The sequence below is a fragment of the Kineococcus sp. NPDC059986 genome, from assembly GCF_040702905.1.
Lineage (GTDB): Bacteria > Actinomycetota > Actinomycetes > Actinomycetales > Kineococcaceae > Kineococcus.
This window is the reverse complement of sequence record NZ_JBFBND010000021.1, coordinates 1-16,598: the sequence shown is the minus strand read 5'-3', so window position 1 is coordinate 16,598 and position 16,598 is coordinate 1. Positions and strand designations below refer to the sequence as shown.

Sequence of the window (16,598 nt, the reverse complement as noted above, 5' to 3'; positions counted from 1 at the left end):
ATGAGCATCGAATCCATCGGTGGCGTCGGGAACGTCGCCGGATCGCTGGGCACGCTGGCCACCGGGTACGGGCAGGGCATCGCCGACACGGACAACCTGCAGATGACCGGCGCCATCGGCGGGGGCAGCGGCACCTCCTACACGGGGGTCGTGACCCCGGCCGCCGTCGCGGGGGTCGCGGGCACCACGCCGTCCGCCGCCGTGGACGGGTCGTCCGGGACCGACTTCGCCTCGCTCCTGGCGCAGGGACTCGGCGGGGGAGTGGACAAGCTGCAGGGCCTGCAGTCCTCCTCCGACGACCTCGCGGTCAAGGCCGCGACCGGTGACCTGACCAACGTCCACGACTACATGATCGCCAGCAACGAGGCCCAGCTGGCCACCCAGCTCACCGTCGCCATCCGCAACAAGGCCGTCGACGCCTTCAACGAGATCATGAGGATGCAGGTCTGATGGCCAAGGGCAAGGGAAGCGCGGCGATCGTCGAGAACGCCCAGAACTTCGTCTCCGGATTCCGGACGTTTTCGACCGGCCAGAAGGCCGTCGTCATCGCGGTGGTCGCCGCGCTCATCGGTGGGGCGGTCCTGTTCTCGCAGTGGGCGTCCAAGCCGTCGTACTCGCCGTTGTTCTCCAACCTCTCGGCGACCGACGCGAGCGCCATCGCGGACAAGCTGAAGGCCGACGGCACGCCGTACGCGCTGGCCGACGGCGGCGGCACGATCTCGGTGCCGGCCGACAAGGTCGACTCCGAGCGCCTGGCCATGGCCGGGGCGGGGCTGCCGGCCGACACGAGCTCCAGCTCCGGCACCCTCATGAGCACCGTCGGCGTCACCGCCTCGGAGTTCGTGCAGCAGCAGGCGTACCAGCAGGACCTCAAGAAGAAACTGGCGACGACCATCGAGGCCCTCGCCGGCGTCGACTCGGCCGTGGTCAACCTCGCGATCCCGCAGAAGGACGTCTTCCTCGACGAGCAGGACCCGGTCACCGCCTCGGTGCTGGTCAAGCTCAAGCCGGGCGCGCAGCTGTCCAACGACAACGTGACGGCGATCGTCAACCTCGTCGCCGGCGGCGTGCCGGGCATGGACCCCAAGAACGTCTCCGTCGTCGACGACAAGGGCAACACCCTGTCGACCGACGGCACCGGGTCCAGCGCGCAGAACGAGAAGACGAACGACTACAACACGAGCGCGTCCTCGGAGCTGCAGGACTACCTCGAGAGCATCTACGGCAAGGGCAACGTCAAGGCCACGGTCAAGGCGACGCTCGACTTCGACGACAAGACCGTCCAGTCCAAGACGTACACGCAGCCGCAGAAGATCGACCCGCTGGCGCAGCAGAAGACCACCGAGGTCTACAACGGCACCTCCGGGACCGGTGCGGCCACCGGTGTCCTGGGCCCGGACAACATCCAGGTCCCCGGTGGCACCACGGGCACCGGGACCAACGGGGGCTACTCCAAGACCTCCGAGAACACCAACCCCTCGATCGACGAGACGCAGACGGTCATCAAGCAGGCCCCCGGCAAGGTCGTGAAGCAGACCGTCTCGGTCGTGCTGAACGCCGGCGCCAAGGGTGCTGCGGGGGCCGCGGACATCAACCAGGTCACGCAGATCGTCAACCAGGCCGCCGGGGTGGACCCCACCCGCAACGACACGGTGTCGGTCGTCAAGACCGCCTTCGACGACAGCGCCTCGACCGACGCGGCCAAGCAGCTCGCCGAGGCGAGCAAGGCCGAGCAGCAGCAGACCCTCATCGGCTACGCCAAGACCGGTGCACTGGCCCTGCTCGTCCTGATCATGCTCATCGTGATCCTCGTGGCCTTCCGCCGCCGCAAGGTGGAGACGGTCGACGTCCTGGACGTCGACCCCCTCCAGCTCGGCGACATCACCGGTCCGCCCACCGGGCTCAAGGAGATCGCCCCCGCGGTCGAGAAGCACGTGGCGCTCGAAGCAGCACCGGTGGACCCGGCCCTGGAGGCCGCGGCCGCCCGCCGCACCGAGGTCGTCGAACTCGTCTCACGCCAGCCCGAGGAAGTCGCGGAACTGCTCCGCGGCTGGCTCGCCGATCGGAGGTCCTGAGCCGTGCCGTCCACCGAGCTCGAGGTCGCGCCCCTGACAGGGGCGCAGAAGGCCGCCGTCCTGCTGCTGCAGGTCGGACAGGAGAACGCCGCGAAGGTGCTGGGGCACCTGCGCCCCGCGGAGATCGAGGAGCTGACCGCGGAGATCCTGCGGCTGCGTGCGGTGTCCCCCGAGGTCGCCGGCGTGGTGCTGGAGGAGTTCCACGGGATGATCGCCTCGCCGCTGCGCGGCGGGCTCGGTGGCCTCGACTACGCCCAGTCCCTCCTGGAGGGGGCGCTGGGCGCCGAGGGCGCCGCCGAGGTGCTCGGCCGGGTGGCCGAGGCCGCGATCGTCCAGCCCTTCCAGTTCCTGCACCAGGCCGACCCCCAGCAGATCCTCACGTTCCTCACGGGGGAGCACCCGCAGACCATCGCCCTCGTCGTGGCGCACCTGCGCCCCGACCAGGCCTCGATGATCCTGGGTGGGCTGACGGCCGACATGCAGGCCGACATCGCGCTGCGCATCGCCACGATGGAGGCGACCAGCTCCGAGTACGTCCGCCTCGTCGAGGACGTCGTCCAGCGCCGCACCTCCACGGTGCTGCAGGCGAAGACGAACACCGCCGTCGGCGGCGTCCAGCCCCTGGTCGACATCATCAACCGCGCCGACCGCGGCACCGAGCGCTCCATCCTCGAAGGCCTGGCGACCAAGAACGCCGCCCTGGCCGAGGAGATCCGCGCCCTCATGTTCGTCTTCGAGGACATCACCACCCTCGACGACCGCGCGATCCAGCTCGTCCTGCGCGGGGTCGAGACGGCCGACCTGGCCACGGCCCTCAAGGGCGTCACCGAGACGGTCCGGGACAAGATCCTCAAGAACGTCTCCGAACGTGCCCGCGAGAACCTGCTCGACGAGATCGAGCTCATGGGCCCGGTCCGCATGTCCGCGGTCGAGGAGTCCCAGCAGAAGGTCGTCGCGATCATCCGCCAGCTCGAGGAGTCCGGCCAGATCGTGCTGACCCGCGGTGGTGACGATGACTTCGTCTCGTAACTCCTTCCAGGCGGCCGACACCCGGCCCACGACGACCCGCGAACCGCGCGTGTTCGTCGCCGTCCCCGCGGCGGCGAGCACGTCGCCGCGGGGGTTCGTCGGCCTCGACCTCGCCCAGCGCGAGGACAGCGCCGAACTGGCGCAGCTGCGCGAGCAGGCCCGCACGGAGGGCTACGCCGCCGGCTGGGCCGCCGGCATGCGCCAGGCCGCCGTCCGGGCCGAGGCCGAGCTCGAGGCCCAGCGGGAGGCCGCCCAGAGCGCCGCCCGGCGGGACCGCGACGAGCGCCGCGCGGCCCGCTCGCGCGCCGAGGAGGCCCTGCTCGCCGCCGGCGACGCCCTGCGCGCCGAACGCGAACCCGCCATCGGCGCCCTGGCCGACACCGTCCTGGAACTGGCCCTGGAACTGGCCGGTGCCGTCCTGGACCGCGAGGTCCAGCTCATGGACTCCCCCGTGGGGGAGGCCGTCCGCCGCGCCCTGGCGCCCCTGGACGCCGAGAAGCCCGTCACGGTGCGTGTGAACCCGGTCGACTTGAGCGCCCTGACGGGTGACGCCCTCAAGGGGAAGCACGCGTCGTCCGATGCAGAACTCGTGAGCTTCCTCCCCGATCCCACCGTGCACCCGGGTGACGCGTTCGCCCGCCAGGGGGACACCGAGGTGGACGCCGGCCTGCGGGCCAGCGTCTCCCGGGCCCTGGCTGCCCTCGTCGGAGAGGGCGAGAACGGAGCGCTCGCGTGAGCGCCTCCGCGACCGGCCTCGTCTCCGCGCGCCTCGCCGCGCAGGTGCGGGAGGTCCTGGCCCCCCAGGTCTCCCGCGCCGCCGTCGCCGCCCGCCCGCAGCTGCGCGGTCGGGTCAGCGCCATCGTCGGCCTGTCCGTCGAGGTCTCGGGCCTGCGCGCCGCGGTGGGGGAGACCCTCCTGCTCGGCGAGCCCGGTTCGGCCGCCTGCATCCCCGCCGAGGTCGTCGCCGCGGAGGGCTCGCGCCTGCGCTGCCTGCCGCTGGGGCACCTCACCGGCCTGGCCGCCGGCGCCCCCGCCGTGGCCACCGGACGCCCCTCCGACGTCCCCGTCGGTCCGGCCCTGCTGGGCCGCGTCGTCGACGCCATGGGCAACCCCCTCGACGGGGGCGCCCCCCTCGTCGCCGCCCCCCGCGCCCCGCTGCACGCCAGCCCGCCCCCGGCGTTGTCCCGCGGTCGCGTCGACGCCCCCCTCGGCCTCGGCGTCCGCGCCCTGGACACCCTCGTCCCGGCCGGACGCGGTCAGCGCTTCGGCATCTTCGCCGGCTCCGGCGTCGGGAAGTCCTCCCTGCTGTCGATGATCGCCCGCGGCACGTCCGCCGACGTGTCCGTGCTCGCCCTCATCGGCGAACGAGGCCGAGAGGTCCGCGAGTTCATCGAGGACGACCTCGGCCCCGAGGGCCTGGCCCGCTCCGTCGTCGTCGTCGCCACCTCCGACGAGGCCCCCGTGCTGCGCCTGCGCGCCGCCCTGACGGCCACCTCGATCGCCGAGTCCTTCCGCGACCTCGGCGCCGACGCGGTCCTCATGATGGACTCCCTGACCCGCGTGTCCATGGCCCAGCGCGAGATCGGCCTGTCCGTCGGCGAACCCCCCGCCACCCGCGGGTACCCGCCGAGCGTCTTCGCCCTCATGCCCCGGCTGCTCGAACGCGCCGGGCCCGGCGTGACCGGCTCCATCACCGGCATCTACACCGTGCTGGTGGACGGGGACGACCACAACGAGCCCATCGCCGACGCGGCCCGCTCGATCCTCGACGGCCACGTCGTCCTGGACCGATGCCTGGCCACCGCCGGGCACTTCCCGACCATCGACGTCCTCGACTCCGTCTCCCGCGTCGCCGGCCGCGTCACCGAACCGGAGCAGAAGGCCGCCGCCACGGCCCTGCGCCGCGTCCTGGCCGCCCACCGCGAGGCCAAGGAACTCATCGACGTCGGCGCCTACCAGCCCGGTGCCAACCCCGAGGTCGACGCGGCCGTCGCGCACCTGCCGGCCATCAACGCCTTCCTGCGCCAGGACATCCACGACATCACCCCGCCCGCCCAGGCGTGGGCCCAGCTCCAGCAGCTGGTCACGAGCTTCGGAGGTCAGCTGTGAGCGCCACCAAGGCGATCCTGGCGCTGCTGAGGCTGCGCAAGGTCCAGGCCGAGCAGATCAAGATCGACGTCGCCTCCGCCAACGCCGTGCTGCGCAACGAGCAGAAGCGCGCCGCGCGCGTCCGCCGCGAACTCGGGGACGCCCACCTGAGCGACGAGACGATGGCCGCCTGGACCGCCGCCGTGGCCCGCCGCTCCGCCCTCGTCTCCGACCTCGAGAGCGCCCGCGCCCTCGTCGCCCGCGCCGAGCTGGACCTGGGGGAGAAGCAGGCCGCCTGGGCCCGCGCCCGCCGCGCCGAACGCTCCCTCGAACGCGTCGTGGAACGCCACGAACGCGCCCAGGAGGAGGCCGCCCTGCGCGCCGACCAGAAGGCCCTCGACGACCGCACGGTCGCCGAGTTCGCCGCCCGCGCCCGCCGCCGGGCCCAGCTCGAAGGAGGCGACGCGTGAGCGGCATCGCGGAGATCCAGTCGCGCATCGCCGACATCGAGGCCCGGATCGCCCAGTTCGCCGGCACCACCGGGCAGACCCTGGCGGGGACCTTGTCGAAGGCCACCGCCGCCACCTCCGGGGAGTTCGCGAACGTCCTGTCCAGCACCGGGTCCACGGCCTCCGGGATCGTCAGCCGGGGCATGCGCGTCCTCAACGAGTCCGTCCTCGGCGACACCGGCACCGGGCAGCGCCTGCTCGACATCGCCTCCCAGTTCAAGGGCGTGCCCTACAAGTGGGGCGGCACCAGCCCCTCGGGTTTCGACTGCTCCGGGCTCATCCAGTACGCCGGCAAGCAGATGGGCCTGTCCCTGCCCCGCACCGCGGCGCAGCAGGCCACCGTCGGCACCGAGGTCCCCTCCCTGGACCAGGCCCGCCCCGGCGACCTCGTCGTCCTGGAGAACGGCCACCACATCGGCATCTACGTCGGCAACGGGCAGATGCTGCACGCGCCGAAGACGGGCGACGTCGTGAAGATCTCCAAGGTCTGGGAGACCCCCATGACCATCCGCCGCCTCGGCGTGGGCGCCGCGACCACCGCGGCCGGCGTCGGTGTCGCCGCGTCGCTGCTGTCCGGCCTGGGCGGCCCCGCCGCGGCCGACGCCTCGGCCTACGTCCGGCCCGCGTCGCTGTCGACCGGCGCGACCTCGCGGTCGGCCCCCTACGAGAGCGCCTTCACGGCCGCCGAGACCAAGTACGGCCTGCCCGCGGGCCTCCTGCGCGCCGTCGCCAAGCAGGAGTCCGGCTTCGACCCCACCGCCCGCAGCGGTGCCGGGGCCACCGGGCTCATGCAGTTCATGCCCGCCACGGCCCGCAGCCTCGGGATCGACCCGAGCGACCCGTTCGCCTCCATCGACGCCGCCGGCCGCTACCTCGCCGGCCACCTGAAGACCTTCGGCTCGGTCTCCCTCGCGCTGGCCGCGTACAACGCCGGCGCCGGGAACGTGAAGAAGTACGGCGGCATCCCGCCGTTCGCCGAGACCCAGAACTACGTCAAGAAGATCACCGCCGACCTCGGGAGTGCCGCGTGAGCACCAACCTGTCCGTCACGACGCTGCCCTTCCCGGTGACGTCCCGCGAGAGCAGCCGCTCCGCCGGCTCCAGCGGGTCGGAGGCCGACTTCGCCGGCTCCCTGGGCCAGGCCGTCCAGGACCTGCGGACCCCCGCCCGGGACGACCGTCCCGCCCGCGACGACCGCCCCGACGCCTCCGCGAGCACCGAGCGCGCCGTCGACAAGAGCGTCGAACGGCGCGACGACGCGCCCCTCGAGCGCCCCGAGCGGTCCAGCAAGGCGAGCGAGCGGACCGAGAAGGCCCAGGAGCCGACCCGGCAGGCCAAGGGGGCGAAGGTGCACGGCGGCAAGCCCGCCGCCGACGGCGAGACCGGGACCGGGACCGAGGGCACCGAGGAGGAGACCACCGTCCCGACGGTGCCCGTCGACCCCTCCCTCCTCGGCCTGCCCGCCGCACTGCGCGCAGCGCTCACGCCGAAGACGGCCCCCGGTCTGAGCGGTGAGAGCGGTGGGGCGCCCGTGACGGGTGTCGCCGGCGGTGTGGCAGGGACCCCCGTGACGCAGCCGCTCGTGGACGCCACACCCACGGCGATCCCCACGGCGACCCCCTCCGCGGTGACGGACCTGACCTCCTCGGTCCCCGCCGCCGTCGCCGGTGCGACGCCCGGCCCGACGCCCCAGACCGCGGTGACGGCCCCCGCCACGGCACCGGTCGCCCCCCAGGCAGCGGCGGCCACCCCGGTGACCACGGCCCCCGCCGACCCCGCCGCCGCGGCGCTCGCGGGCGCCACTGTCACGGCGGCCCCCGCTGCTCCGGCCGACGCGCCGGCCCCCGTGGTCCAGACGGCCGTGACGGGCCTCCCCCAGCACGTCCGGCCCGTCGAGGCGTCGCCGACCCCGGTGGACGCCGCGCCCGCGGCCGTCCCCACCGCGGCCGCTGCTCCCGCGGTGACCCCGGTGGCGACCCCGGTGGCGACCGCCCAGGCGCCGGCCGCTCCCACGACCGCCCCGGCACCGACCACCGACGCCACCCCGGCGGCGGGGGTCCCGGTGGCAGCGACCGCCGGCCAGGCCGGTCAGGGTGCCGGCGAGGGTGCGGGGACCGGTCAGCAGCAGGGTCAGGGCGGGCAGCAACCCGCCTCGGCCCCGCAGGTGCCGACCGCGCCGCGCGCCGCCGCCGGGGAGGCCCCCGTGCAGGCCCCGCCGGTCGTGCTGGCCGGCAGCCCGGCCGTCGCCCAGCCCATCGCCCCGCCCGTGACCGCTGCGGCGCAGCCGGTCCCGGCTGTCGCTGCCGACGACGCGGGGGTGCCCGCCGGGCTCCAGCCCACCCCCGTGCCGTCGGTGACCGGTGCGGGGACGGTCACCGCCCCGACGGGCGCCCAGGCCTCCCTGCCGCCGGTCCCGCTGCCGCTGACCAACCCGGCCGCCTTCGCCCACGGCGTCGCGGGCCGCTTGGAGGACCTGCCCGCGGCCGACGCGGTGCACCGCCTGTCCGTCGAGGTGAACCCACAGGGCCTCGGTCCGGTCAAGGTGACGGCCGAGGTGACCGGGGGAGCGCTGCACGTCTCCCTCGCAGGCGCCTCCGAGGCCGCCCGGCACGCCCTGAAGGCCGCCGTCGGCGACCTGCAGCGGGAACTGTCCGGCGGCAGCTGGACCCAGACGACCGTCGACGTGCGCGCCGACTCCGGCTCCTCCCAGCAGGGCCGGTCCGCCGACGCCCAGTTCGGCGGTCAGCAGGGTTCCTCCTCGGGCCAGCAGGGGTCGGGGCAGCGTTCCGCCGCGGCCGAGGCCGGGGCCAGCGCGCGTTCGGCGTTCTCCGCCGCCGCCGCCGAGCGCCGGACGGCCCGCGAGGCCGCCGCCGCGGCGGTCGGTCGCGTCGACCTGAGCGTCTGAGTCCTTTCAGGTGCGGAATGCACCTGAAAGGACGCCGTGAATGCCCCGCTCGGGCTACAGACCCTCACCCGTTCGTCCGAAGGAGTAGGCATGACCATCGACGCGGCCAGCGGGGCCAACCCCTACGCCGGTTTGATCGCCAACTCGGACATGCTCGCGCAGACCGAGGCCGCCAAGAACGCCGGCAAGACGGACACCTCCGCGGTCGCGAAGGCCAAGACCAAGGACGACAAGGACATGTTCCTCAAGCTCCTGGTCGCCCAGCTGCGCTACCAGGACCCGTCCAAGCCGGCCGACACCACGCAGTTCATGGCCCAGACGGCGCAGTTCTCGGCCCTCGAGGCCATGCAGGAGGTCGCCTCGACCTCCAGCTCCATGGTCGCGGCGCAGAACAAGCTGCAGGCCAGCACGCTCGTCGGGCAGACCGTCTCCTACACCGGTGAGGACGGGAAGACCAAGACCGGCGAGGTCCGGTCGGTCTCCTTCGTCCAGGACTCGGTCGGCGGCACGAACGGCGAGCCCGTCCTGAACGTCGACGGCGTCAGCGTCGTCCTCTCCAAGATCGGCGGGGTGGGCAACGTCGGCGCAACCGGCACCACCACCGGCACCACCACCACCACCGGTACGAGCTCCACGGGGTCCGCCTCGTCGGGTTCCCCGAAGTCCGCCTGACCCCCTTCGTTCCTCGTCAGCCCCCTCGAAAGGTCTGAAGCATGCTCCGCTCCATGTTCTCCGGCGTCAGCGGCCTTCGCGCCCACCAGACGATGATGGACGTCGTCGGCAACAACATCGCCAACGTCAACACCACCGGCTACAAGAGCTCCAGCGTCGTCTTCGCCGACACGCTGTCCCAGCTGACCAAGGCCGCCGGCGCCCCGACGAACGCCGCCGGCGGGACCAACCCGTCGCAGGTCGGTCTCGGTGTCCGCGTCGACGCGATCGCCCAGAACATGACGCAGGGCTCCGCGCAGGCCACCGGCAAGGCGACGGACCTCATGCTGCAGGGCGACGGCATGTTCGCCATCCAGCAGGGTGACGGCACCTTCTACTCGCGCAACGGGTCCTTCACCCTCGACGCGAACGGCTCGATCGTCACGAACGACGGTGGCTACGTCATGGGCTGGAAGGCCGACGCGGCGGGCAGCATCAACACCAACTCCCAGATCGGCAAGCTGGTCATCCCCTCGGACTCGGTGATGCCCGCGGTCTCGACCGCGAACAGCACCCTCAAGGGCAACATCGACCGGACGTTCAAGACGCCGACCGCGGCGCCCACCGCCGACCCCACGCTGCCGGGCACGGCGGGCACGGGGCAGGACAAGGTGCCCGGCACGGTCGTCACCACGGCCATCAACGCCTACGACGCCCAGGGCATCCTCACCAAGTACACGGTGACGTTCACCAACACCGTCTTCCACACGCCCCCCTCCGGTTCGGTCCCGGACCAGTACCAGCCGACCAACAACTGGAAGATGGTGGTGACGGACCCCAGTGGTGCCGTGGTCAAGTCGACGGCGACCGCGGGGGACTCGATCAAGACGCCTGCCGCTGCCAGCCTCGCCGACTCGCAGGCGTTGAGCTTCGACCCGAGCGGCACGTCCGTGGACGCCGCCCACAAGAAGGTCTTCGTCCAGGCGCCGGGCAGCCCCACCGGCCGGGAACTGACCATCGACCTGTCGGCCCTGACCGCCTACGTCGGGTCCTCGGGCGCCAGCCAGATCAACCCCAGCACCGACGGGGCCCCGATCGGCACGCTCACCAGCTACGCCTTCGGCACCGACGGTGTCATCACGGGCAACTACTCCAACGGGTACAAGCAGACCCTGGGGCAGATCGCCGTCGCGTCCTTCAACAACGCGGCCGGTCTGCGCAAGGAGGGGAACTCCCTCTACAGCGTCTCGACGAACTCGGGCAACCCGGTCTACGGCATCGCCGGCCAGGCCGGCCGCGGGGGTCTGCTCGCGGGCTCCCTGGAGATGTCGAACGTCGACCTGTCGGCCGAGTTCACCGAGCTCATCCTCGCCCAGCGCGGTTTCCAGGCGAACTCGAAGGTCATCACGGCCTCCGACGAGATCCTGCAGGACCTGGTCAACCTCAAGCGCTGACCCTGATCCGCCGAACACCCTCCCGGACGACCGTCCGGGAGGGTGTTCGCTTGTCCGGCCCCGACGGCCGGCGACGACGGAGAGTGACTGCAGCCGAGGCATTAGCACGAACGGGTGCACCGTGCAAGCCCCTCTCAGGTCCGAAGACCGCACGCCGATGGACAGGGTGGAACCACCCAGCCCACGGACGGGCGCACCCCGCCTCCACCGCCAAGGACGGACCCCACGTGATCCTCGTGACTCGCCTCAACGGGTCGGTGTTCGCAGTGAACCCCGATCTGATCCAGCGTGTCGACTCGACCCCCGACACGGTCATCACCCTCGTCGACGGCGCCAAGTTCGTCGTCACCGAGCCCCTGGCCGAGATCGTCGAGCGCGTCATGGCCTTCCGCGCGCGGGTCGTCGCGACCGCGCACTCCCTGGAGGAGACGGGGACGGCCGACGTCCTCGAGCTGCCGACCCACTCGACCCAGACCAGTGACCAGACCAGCGGTGCGGACGGCGACCTGCCGGCCCCGGTCCCGCTGCACCGCAGGAGGCCGTGAGCCATGGACTTCGCAACCATCGGCGGGCTCATCGTCGCCATCGCCGCGATCCTCTGGACGCAGAACCACGAGGGCGGTTCGCTCGGGAGCATCCTGCTGCCCGGCCCGCTCGTCCTCGTCTTCATCGGCACCCTGGGTGTCGGGCTCATGGGCGGCACGCTCAAGGACGGGATCGGTGCCGTCAACGTCATCAAGAAGGCGTTCCTCGGCAAGCCCAAGAACGCCGGCGAGACCGTCGGCACCATTGTCAAGATGGCCGAGCGCGCCCGCCGCGAGGGCCTGCTGGCCCTCGAGGACGCCATCAAGGAAGTGGACGACGAGTTCCTGCGCGACGGCCTGCAGACGGCCATCGACGGCACGGACCCCGACGAGCTCTACGAGATCCTCACCGCGCAGATCCAGGCCAAGAAGGCCGCCGACAAGCAGGCCGCCAAGATCCTCGGTGACATGGGTGGGTACGGCCCGACCATCGGCATCGTCGGGACGGTCATCTCGCTCGTCGTCGTCCTGGAGAACCTCACCGACGCGGCCGCCCTCGGCCCGAAGATCGCCGGCGCGTTCGTCGCGACGCTGTGGGGTGTCGCCTCGGCGAACGTCCTGTGGCTGCCGCTGCAGAGCCGCTACATGCGCCTGGCCAACATCGAGGCCGCGCAGATGGAACTCGTCGTCGAGGGCATCCTCGCCATCCAGGCCGGGTCGAACCCGCGCTCGGTGGCGAAGAAGCTCGAGAGCCTGCTGCCCCCGGGCACCGCGGTTCCGGACAAGAAGGCGGCCTGATGTCCGCGGCGCACAAGCGGCGTCACAAGCACGAGGAGCACGAGGAGCACGTCAACCACGAACGGTGGCTGGTCTCCTACGCCGACATGCTGACGGTGCTCATGGCCCTCTTCATCGTCCTCTTCGCGCTCAGCCAGGTCGACCAGCTGAAGTTCGCCGAGTTCAAGGCCGGTCTCACCAAGGGCACCGCCGACTCCAACCAAGCGGTCTCGGGGTCGGCCGGCATCATGGACGTCACGAACGGCAACTCCGTCGTGGAGGTCTCCCCGTACTCCACGGGTGAGCAGATGCAGACCTCCAGCCAGGTCCAGCAGATCGTCCAGTCGCTCCAGACCGCCCAGACGGCCAAGGACCTCAACGCCGCCCAGCAGGAGGTCAAGGACTACCGCGAGGTCGAGAAGCAGATCAACTCGGCTCTCACCGCCACGGGGAACCAGGACCAGGTGACCTACCGGATCACCTCCGACGGCCTCGTCGTCGGTCTGGTCGCGGACAACGTGTTCTTCGCCAACGCCAGCGCGGCCGTCGAACCCAAGGGCCAGCAGGTCCTGGACTCGATCGCGCCGATCCTGGCGCAGCTGCCCAACGACATCGCGGTGCAGGGCCACACGAACTCGCTCCCGCTGTCCGGCAGTCCGGTCTACCGCAGCAACTGGGACCTGTCCGCGGCCCGGGCGATGACCGTCGTGCAGCGGTTCGCGGACGGCGGCATCGCCGGCAAGCGGTTGTCCGGCACCGGGTACGCCGACTCCCGACCCCTGTACCCCGACAGCGACCCCCGGGCGCTGAACGGGAACCGCCGCGTCGACCTGGTCGTCGCGTCGCCGAGCTCGGACTCCGTCAAGGCCCTGCTGCCCTCGGTCGCGCAGCAGACCGCCACCGGTGACGGCCCCGCCGAGCTCACCGGCACCTCCGACACCGCGACCGACACCGCGACCGGCACCACGGCCGGGACCACCGGCAGCGGTTCCGCCGCCACGGGCAACGGCGCCGCCGCCAGCGACATCTCGGCGGGCATCTCCCCGAACCTCGCCACGAACGTGGCGCACTGACCCGCGACCGACTGACCTGACCCACCACACCCGAAGGAGGCCACCATGGCCAAGAAGGACAAGGGCGACGGCGAGGCCAAGCCCGGCGGCCGCAAGAAGCTCATCATCATCGTGGCGGCCGCCGCGGTGCTCGTGGCCGGCGGCGCCGGTGGCGGGGTGTTCCTGCTGACGAAGGGCGACTCCGCCTCGGCGTCGACGGCGACCCCCACCCCGACCCTCACCCCGGGCACGGTCACGGCCCTGGACCCCATCAGCGTCAACCTCGCCGACGGGCACTACCTCAAGATCGGCGTCGCGCTGCAGGGCGTCGCGTCGGCCGCCAAGAGCGAGGGCGGCGCCACGGCCCTGGACGGGTCGAAGGCCTACGACCTCATCATCAACGAGTACTCCAACCTGTCGATGACGGACCTGGAGAACTCCGACCAGCGCAACAAGTACAAGGACGAGCTGCAGAAGAAGGTCGTCGAGGCCTACACCACGGAGACCGACGGGACGAAGGAAGAGGCCGTCATGGGCATCTACCTCACCTCGTTCGTCATGCAGTGACGCGCTCGACCCCCACGCGCTGAACCGATGCGCTCGCAGAGGACCCCGGACACCCGTCCGGGGTCCTTCGCGTTTCCCGCGTCACCCCGGGGTGCTGCGCGGCGGGTCGGTCAAGCCGGAGGGCCCGGATGCCGACCCTGAACGGGTGAGTTCCCCCACGACCCACGCCGTCGCCGTGCCCGGTCCGCGACCGGCCCCCCGGCCCACCCCGGGACCGGCCGCTCCGGCGGAGGCTGCGGCCCCCGCGGCCCCCGGCCGGCACCGCGGCCGCCGGCGCCTGCTGGGGGCCGGTGCCGTCCTCGTGCTGCTCGCCGTGGCCGGGGTCATGCTGCACGGCACGTTCGGCCGGTTGTCCGGTGCCGAGTTCGGCGCCGCGCTGCGCGGTCTGGGACCGGGGGCGCTGCTGCCCGCGCTGGCCCTGACGGTGCTGTCGCTGCTGCTCATGACCGGGTACGACGCCCTGGCCCTGCGGCACGTCGGCCGCCCGCTCCCGTACCGCTGCTACGGTCTGGCCGCCTTCGTCGCGACCGCGCTCGGCAACGGCCTCGGCGCCTCCGCCGTCGTCGGTGCCGCCGTGCGGGCGCGCCTGTACACGCGCTGGGGCGTCCCGGGCGCGGACGTCGCCCGCGTCGTGGCCGTCAACCTCGTCACCCTGGTGCTCGGCGCGGCCGTGCTCGCCGGGGGCGGCGCACTCGTGGCCCCGCACGCCGTCGCCACCGCGCTGCGCGTCCCCGTCCCCGCCGTGCTGGCCGTGGCCGGCGTGCTCGTCGGCCTCGTCGTGGCGCACCTCGTGCTGGCCGTCGTCGGCCCGCACGAGGTCCGGATCGGTCGCCTCGTCCTGCACCGCCCGACGCTCCCGCTGGCGTGCGCGCAGGTCGTCCTGTCGACGGTGGAGTGGCTGACGATGGCGGCCGTCCTGTACGTCCTGCTGCCCGCGACCGGTCGGCCCTCGTTCCTGCCGTTCGCCGTCGCCTTCGCGACGGCCACCGTCGCGGGCCTGCTGAGCAGCTCACCGGGCGGGGTCGGCGTCTTCGAGTCCTGCCTGCTGCTGCTGACCGGACCCCTGGGGTCGCCGGCGCACGTCGCGGCCGCGCTCGTCGTCTACCGCGTCTGCTACTTCCTGCTGCCCGTCGTGCCCGCCGCGCTCGCGCTGGCGGTCCACGAGGCCCGCAGCGCCGGTCTGACCCGCCTGCGCCTCGGCCGAGGACACGGGGCCGTCCCCGCGCAGCCGCGGGCCCTGGTCCCCGGCCTCCTGGCCCTGGGCGTGGCGGCCGCCGGTGCCGCGCCGCTGCTCGCCGGTGGGCTCCCGGTCGACCTCGCGCGGCCGACGACGCTCCTGGTGGCGCTGACGGCCGTCCTGCTGGCCCTCGGGCTGCAGCGGCGGCTGCGCAGCGCCTGGGGCCTGACCCTGGCCCTGGGCTCGACCGTGGCGGTCCTCGCGCTCGTCCACGCCGACGTCGTGTGCGCGGCGGTGAGCGGCGGTCTGAGCGTGCTCCTCGTGCACTGCCGCAGCCGTTTCCACCGCGGTGCCCTGCTGCCGTCCCCGTTCGCCGCGCCGCTGGCGCCGGTCCTGGCCACGGTCCTCGTGGGTGCGGCCGTCACCTGGCACGAGGCGCTGGCCGGTGCCGGACCCGCGGACCCGGTGCTGGACCGGCTGGCTCTGGTCGCCGGGGCCGCCGGGGTGCTGGTGGGGGGACGCTGGCTGGCCCGCACCGCCACCGCCGCGCCCCGCCCCGGTGGGGTCGACGGGCAGTGCCCGGTGGAACTGGCCCGCGTGGACGACCTCGTCGCCAAGTTCGGGCGCTGCCTGTCGCACCTGGCGTTCACGGGGGACAAGCGCTTCCACTTCAGCCCCACCGGCGCCGCGTTCCTCATGTACCAGGTGCGCGGTCGCAGCTGGGTGGTCATGGGTGACCCGGTGGGGGAGGTCGAGCAGGTCCGCGACCTCGTCGCCGACTTCGTCACCCACGTCGACCGCCACGGCGGTCGCCCGGTGTTCTACAACGTCACCCCCGACCACGCCGAGCTCTACCGCGCGTGCGGCCTGACCCTGGCCAAGCTGGGCGAGGAGGCCGTCCTCGACCTCGAGGGGTTCAGCCTCGCCGGCAAGGCCCGCGTGGGACTGCGCAACTGCCGCAACAAGTCCCAGCGCCTGGGCATGAGCGTGGAGTTCGTCGCCGCCGCCGACGTCGACCCCCTGCTACCCCAGCTGCGCGAGGTGTCGCAGGCGTGGCTGACCCACCGCAACGGCCGCGAGAAGCGGTTCTCCCTCGGCGCCTTCGACGAGGAGTACGTCCGCCGCTTCCCCCTCGCCGTCGTGCGCCAGGACGGGCGGATCACGGCGTTCGCCACGCTGTGGACCAGCGCCGACGGCCGCGACGTGCAGGTCGACCTCATGCGCCGCCTGCCCGACGGGCCCCGCACCGTCATGACGTACCTGTTCGTCGAGTGCATCCTGTGGGCCCAGGAGCGCGGCTGCGCGACCTTCAACCTCGGGATGGCCCCGCTGGCCGGGCTGCGCGCCGAGGAGGGCCCCACGTCGGTGTGGGACCTGCTCGGGCACCTGGTCTGGACGCACGGGGAGCGGTTCTACAACTTCCAGGGCCTGCGGACGTTCAAGCAGGGCTTCGCGCCCCGCTGGCAGGCCTGCTACGTCGCCTCCCCCGGCGGGCCGGCGCTCACGAGCGCCATGGTGGACGTCGTCACCCTCGTCGGCGGCGGCGTGCGCGGCGTCCTGCGCGGCTGACACGCCCCGCCCCACCGGCTCCCTCGTCGACGTCGACGGGGGAGCCGTCGTGCGTCCCGGGGTGGTGGGCTCGGGGTGGTGGGCTCGGGGGGATGGGCTCGTTGACGCATCCGGCTCGTAGGTCGAGCTCGCACGGGACCGGCACCGCCGGCGAGGTGACGATGACGATCCGCACCACGCTGCTGGACATCCAGTACGGCCGCGTCGAGGACACGCACGGC

Annotated in this window: 15 protein-coding genes; all 15 read left to right on the top strand. The window is 72.8% G+C overall.

Annotation, left to right across the window (positions count from 1 at the left end; all coding sequences use genetic code 11):
- Positions 1-450: a flagellar hook-basal body complex protein FliE gene (locus AB0637_RS15885; protein WP_366173430.1), complete on the top strand. Its 450-nt coding sequence runs from the start codon at positions 1-3 to the stop codon at positions 448-450.
- Positions 450-2,075 (top strand): flagellar basal-body MS-ring/collar protein FliF, encoded by a 1,626-nt coding sequence (fliF, locus tag AB0637_RS15880; protein ID WP_366173429.1) that lies wholly within the window; start codon positions 450-452, stop codon positions 2,073-2,075. Before AB0637_RS15885 ends, fliF begins: the two co-directional genes overlap by 1 nt.
- 3 nt (positions 2,076-2,078) lie before the next feature.
- Positions 2,079-3,104 (top strand): flagellar motor switch protein FliG, encoded by a 1,026-nt coding sequence (gene fliG / locus AB0637_RS15875; protein ID WP_366173428.1) that lies wholly within the window; start codon positions 2,079-2,081, stop codon positions 3,102-3,104.
- Complete coding sequence (locus AB0637_RS15870; protein WP_366173427.1) at positions 3,088-3,840, top strand: FliH/SctL family protein; 753 nt, start codon at positions 3,088-3,090, stop codon at positions 3,838-3,840. Before fliG ends, AB0637_RS15870 begins: the two co-directional genes overlap by 17 nt.
- A gap of 44 nt (positions 3,841-3,884) precedes the next feature.
- Complete coding sequence (locus tag AB0637_RS15865; RefSeq protein ID WP_366173500.1) at positions 3,885-5,213, top strand: FliI/YscN family ATPase; 1,329 nt, start codon at positions 3,885-3,887, stop codon at positions 5,211-5,213.
- On the top strand, positions 5,210-5,662 hold the full coding sequence (locus AB0637_RS15860; RefSeq protein WP_366173426.1) for a flagellar FliJ family protein: 453 nt from the start codon (positions 5,210-5,212) through the stop codon (positions 5,660-5,662). The genes AB0637_RS15865 and AB0637_RS15860 overlap by 4 nt, the downstream gene beginning before the upstream one ends.
- The gene (locus tag AB0637_RS15855) at positions 5,659-6,732 is read left to right on the top strand and encodes an NlpC/P60 family protein (RefSeq protein ID WP_366173425.1); all 1,074 of its coding nucleotides are present in this window, start codon (positions 5,659-5,661) and stop codon (positions 6,730-6,732) included. Before AB0637_RS15860 ends, AB0637_RS15855 begins: the two co-directional genes overlap by 4 nt.
- Complete coding sequence (locus tag AB0637_RS15850; protein WP_366173424.1) at positions 6,729-8,606, top strand: flagellar hook-length control protein FliK; 1,878 nt, start codon at positions 6,729-6,731, stop codon at positions 8,604-8,606. The genes AB0637_RS15855 and AB0637_RS15850 overlap by 4 nt, the downstream gene beginning before the upstream one ends.
- A 90-nt stretch (positions 8,607-8,696) precedes the next feature.
- Positions 8,697-9,278 carry a flagellar hook capping FlgD N-terminal domain-containing protein gene (locus AB0637_RS15845; protein ID WP_366173423.1) on the top strand — a complete coding sequence of 194 codons (582 nt, stop codon included), beginning with the start codon at positions 8,697-8,699 and terminating at the stop codon, positions 9,276-9,278.
- A 41-nt stretch (positions 9,279-9,319) separates the two neighbouring features.
- Positions 9,320-10,711, top strand: coding sequence for a flagellar hook protein FlgE (locus AB0637_RS15840; protein ID WP_366173422.1), 1,392 nt, complete (start codon positions 9,320-9,322; stop codon positions 10,709-10,711).
- Positions 10,712-10,938: 227 nt separating this feature from the next.
- Entirely contained in the window at positions 10,939-11,256 is a 318-nt protein-coding gene (locus AB0637_RS15835) for a flagellar FlbD family protein (RefSeq protein ID WP_366173421.1), read from the top strand.
- A gap of 3 nt (positions 11,257-11,259) precedes the next feature.
- The gene (locus AB0637_RS15830; RefSeq protein WP_366173420.1) at positions 11,260-12,033 is read left to right on the top strand and encodes a MotA/TolQ/ExbB proton channel family protein; all 774 of its coding nucleotides are present in this window, start codon (positions 11,260-11,262) and stop codon (positions 12,031-12,033) included.
- Positions 12,033-13,085, top strand: a complete 1,053-nt coding sequence (locus AB0637_RS15825; protein WP_366173418.1) for a flagellar motor protein MotB — start codon at positions 12,033-12,035, stop codon at positions 13,083-13,085. Before AB0637_RS15830 ends, AB0637_RS15825 begins: the two co-directional genes overlap by 1 nt.
- Positions 13,086-13,130: 45 nt before the next feature.
- Positions 13,131-13,631 carry a flagellar basal body-associated FliL family protein gene (locus tag AB0637_RS15820; RefSeq protein WP_366173417.1) on the top strand — a complete coding sequence of 167 codons (501 nt, stop codon included), beginning with the start codon at positions 13,131-13,133 and terminating at the stop codon, positions 13,629-13,631.
- A 145-nt stretch (positions 13,632-13,776) separates the two neighbouring features.
- The gene (mprF, locus tag AB0637_RS15815) at positions 13,777-16,377 is read left to right on the top strand and encodes a bifunctional lysylphosphatidylglycerol flippase/synthetase MprF (protein WP_366173416.1); all 2,601 of its coding nucleotides are present in this window, start codon (positions 13,777-13,779) and stop codon (positions 16,375-16,377) included.
- Positions 16,378-16,598: the final 221 nt, after the last annotated feature.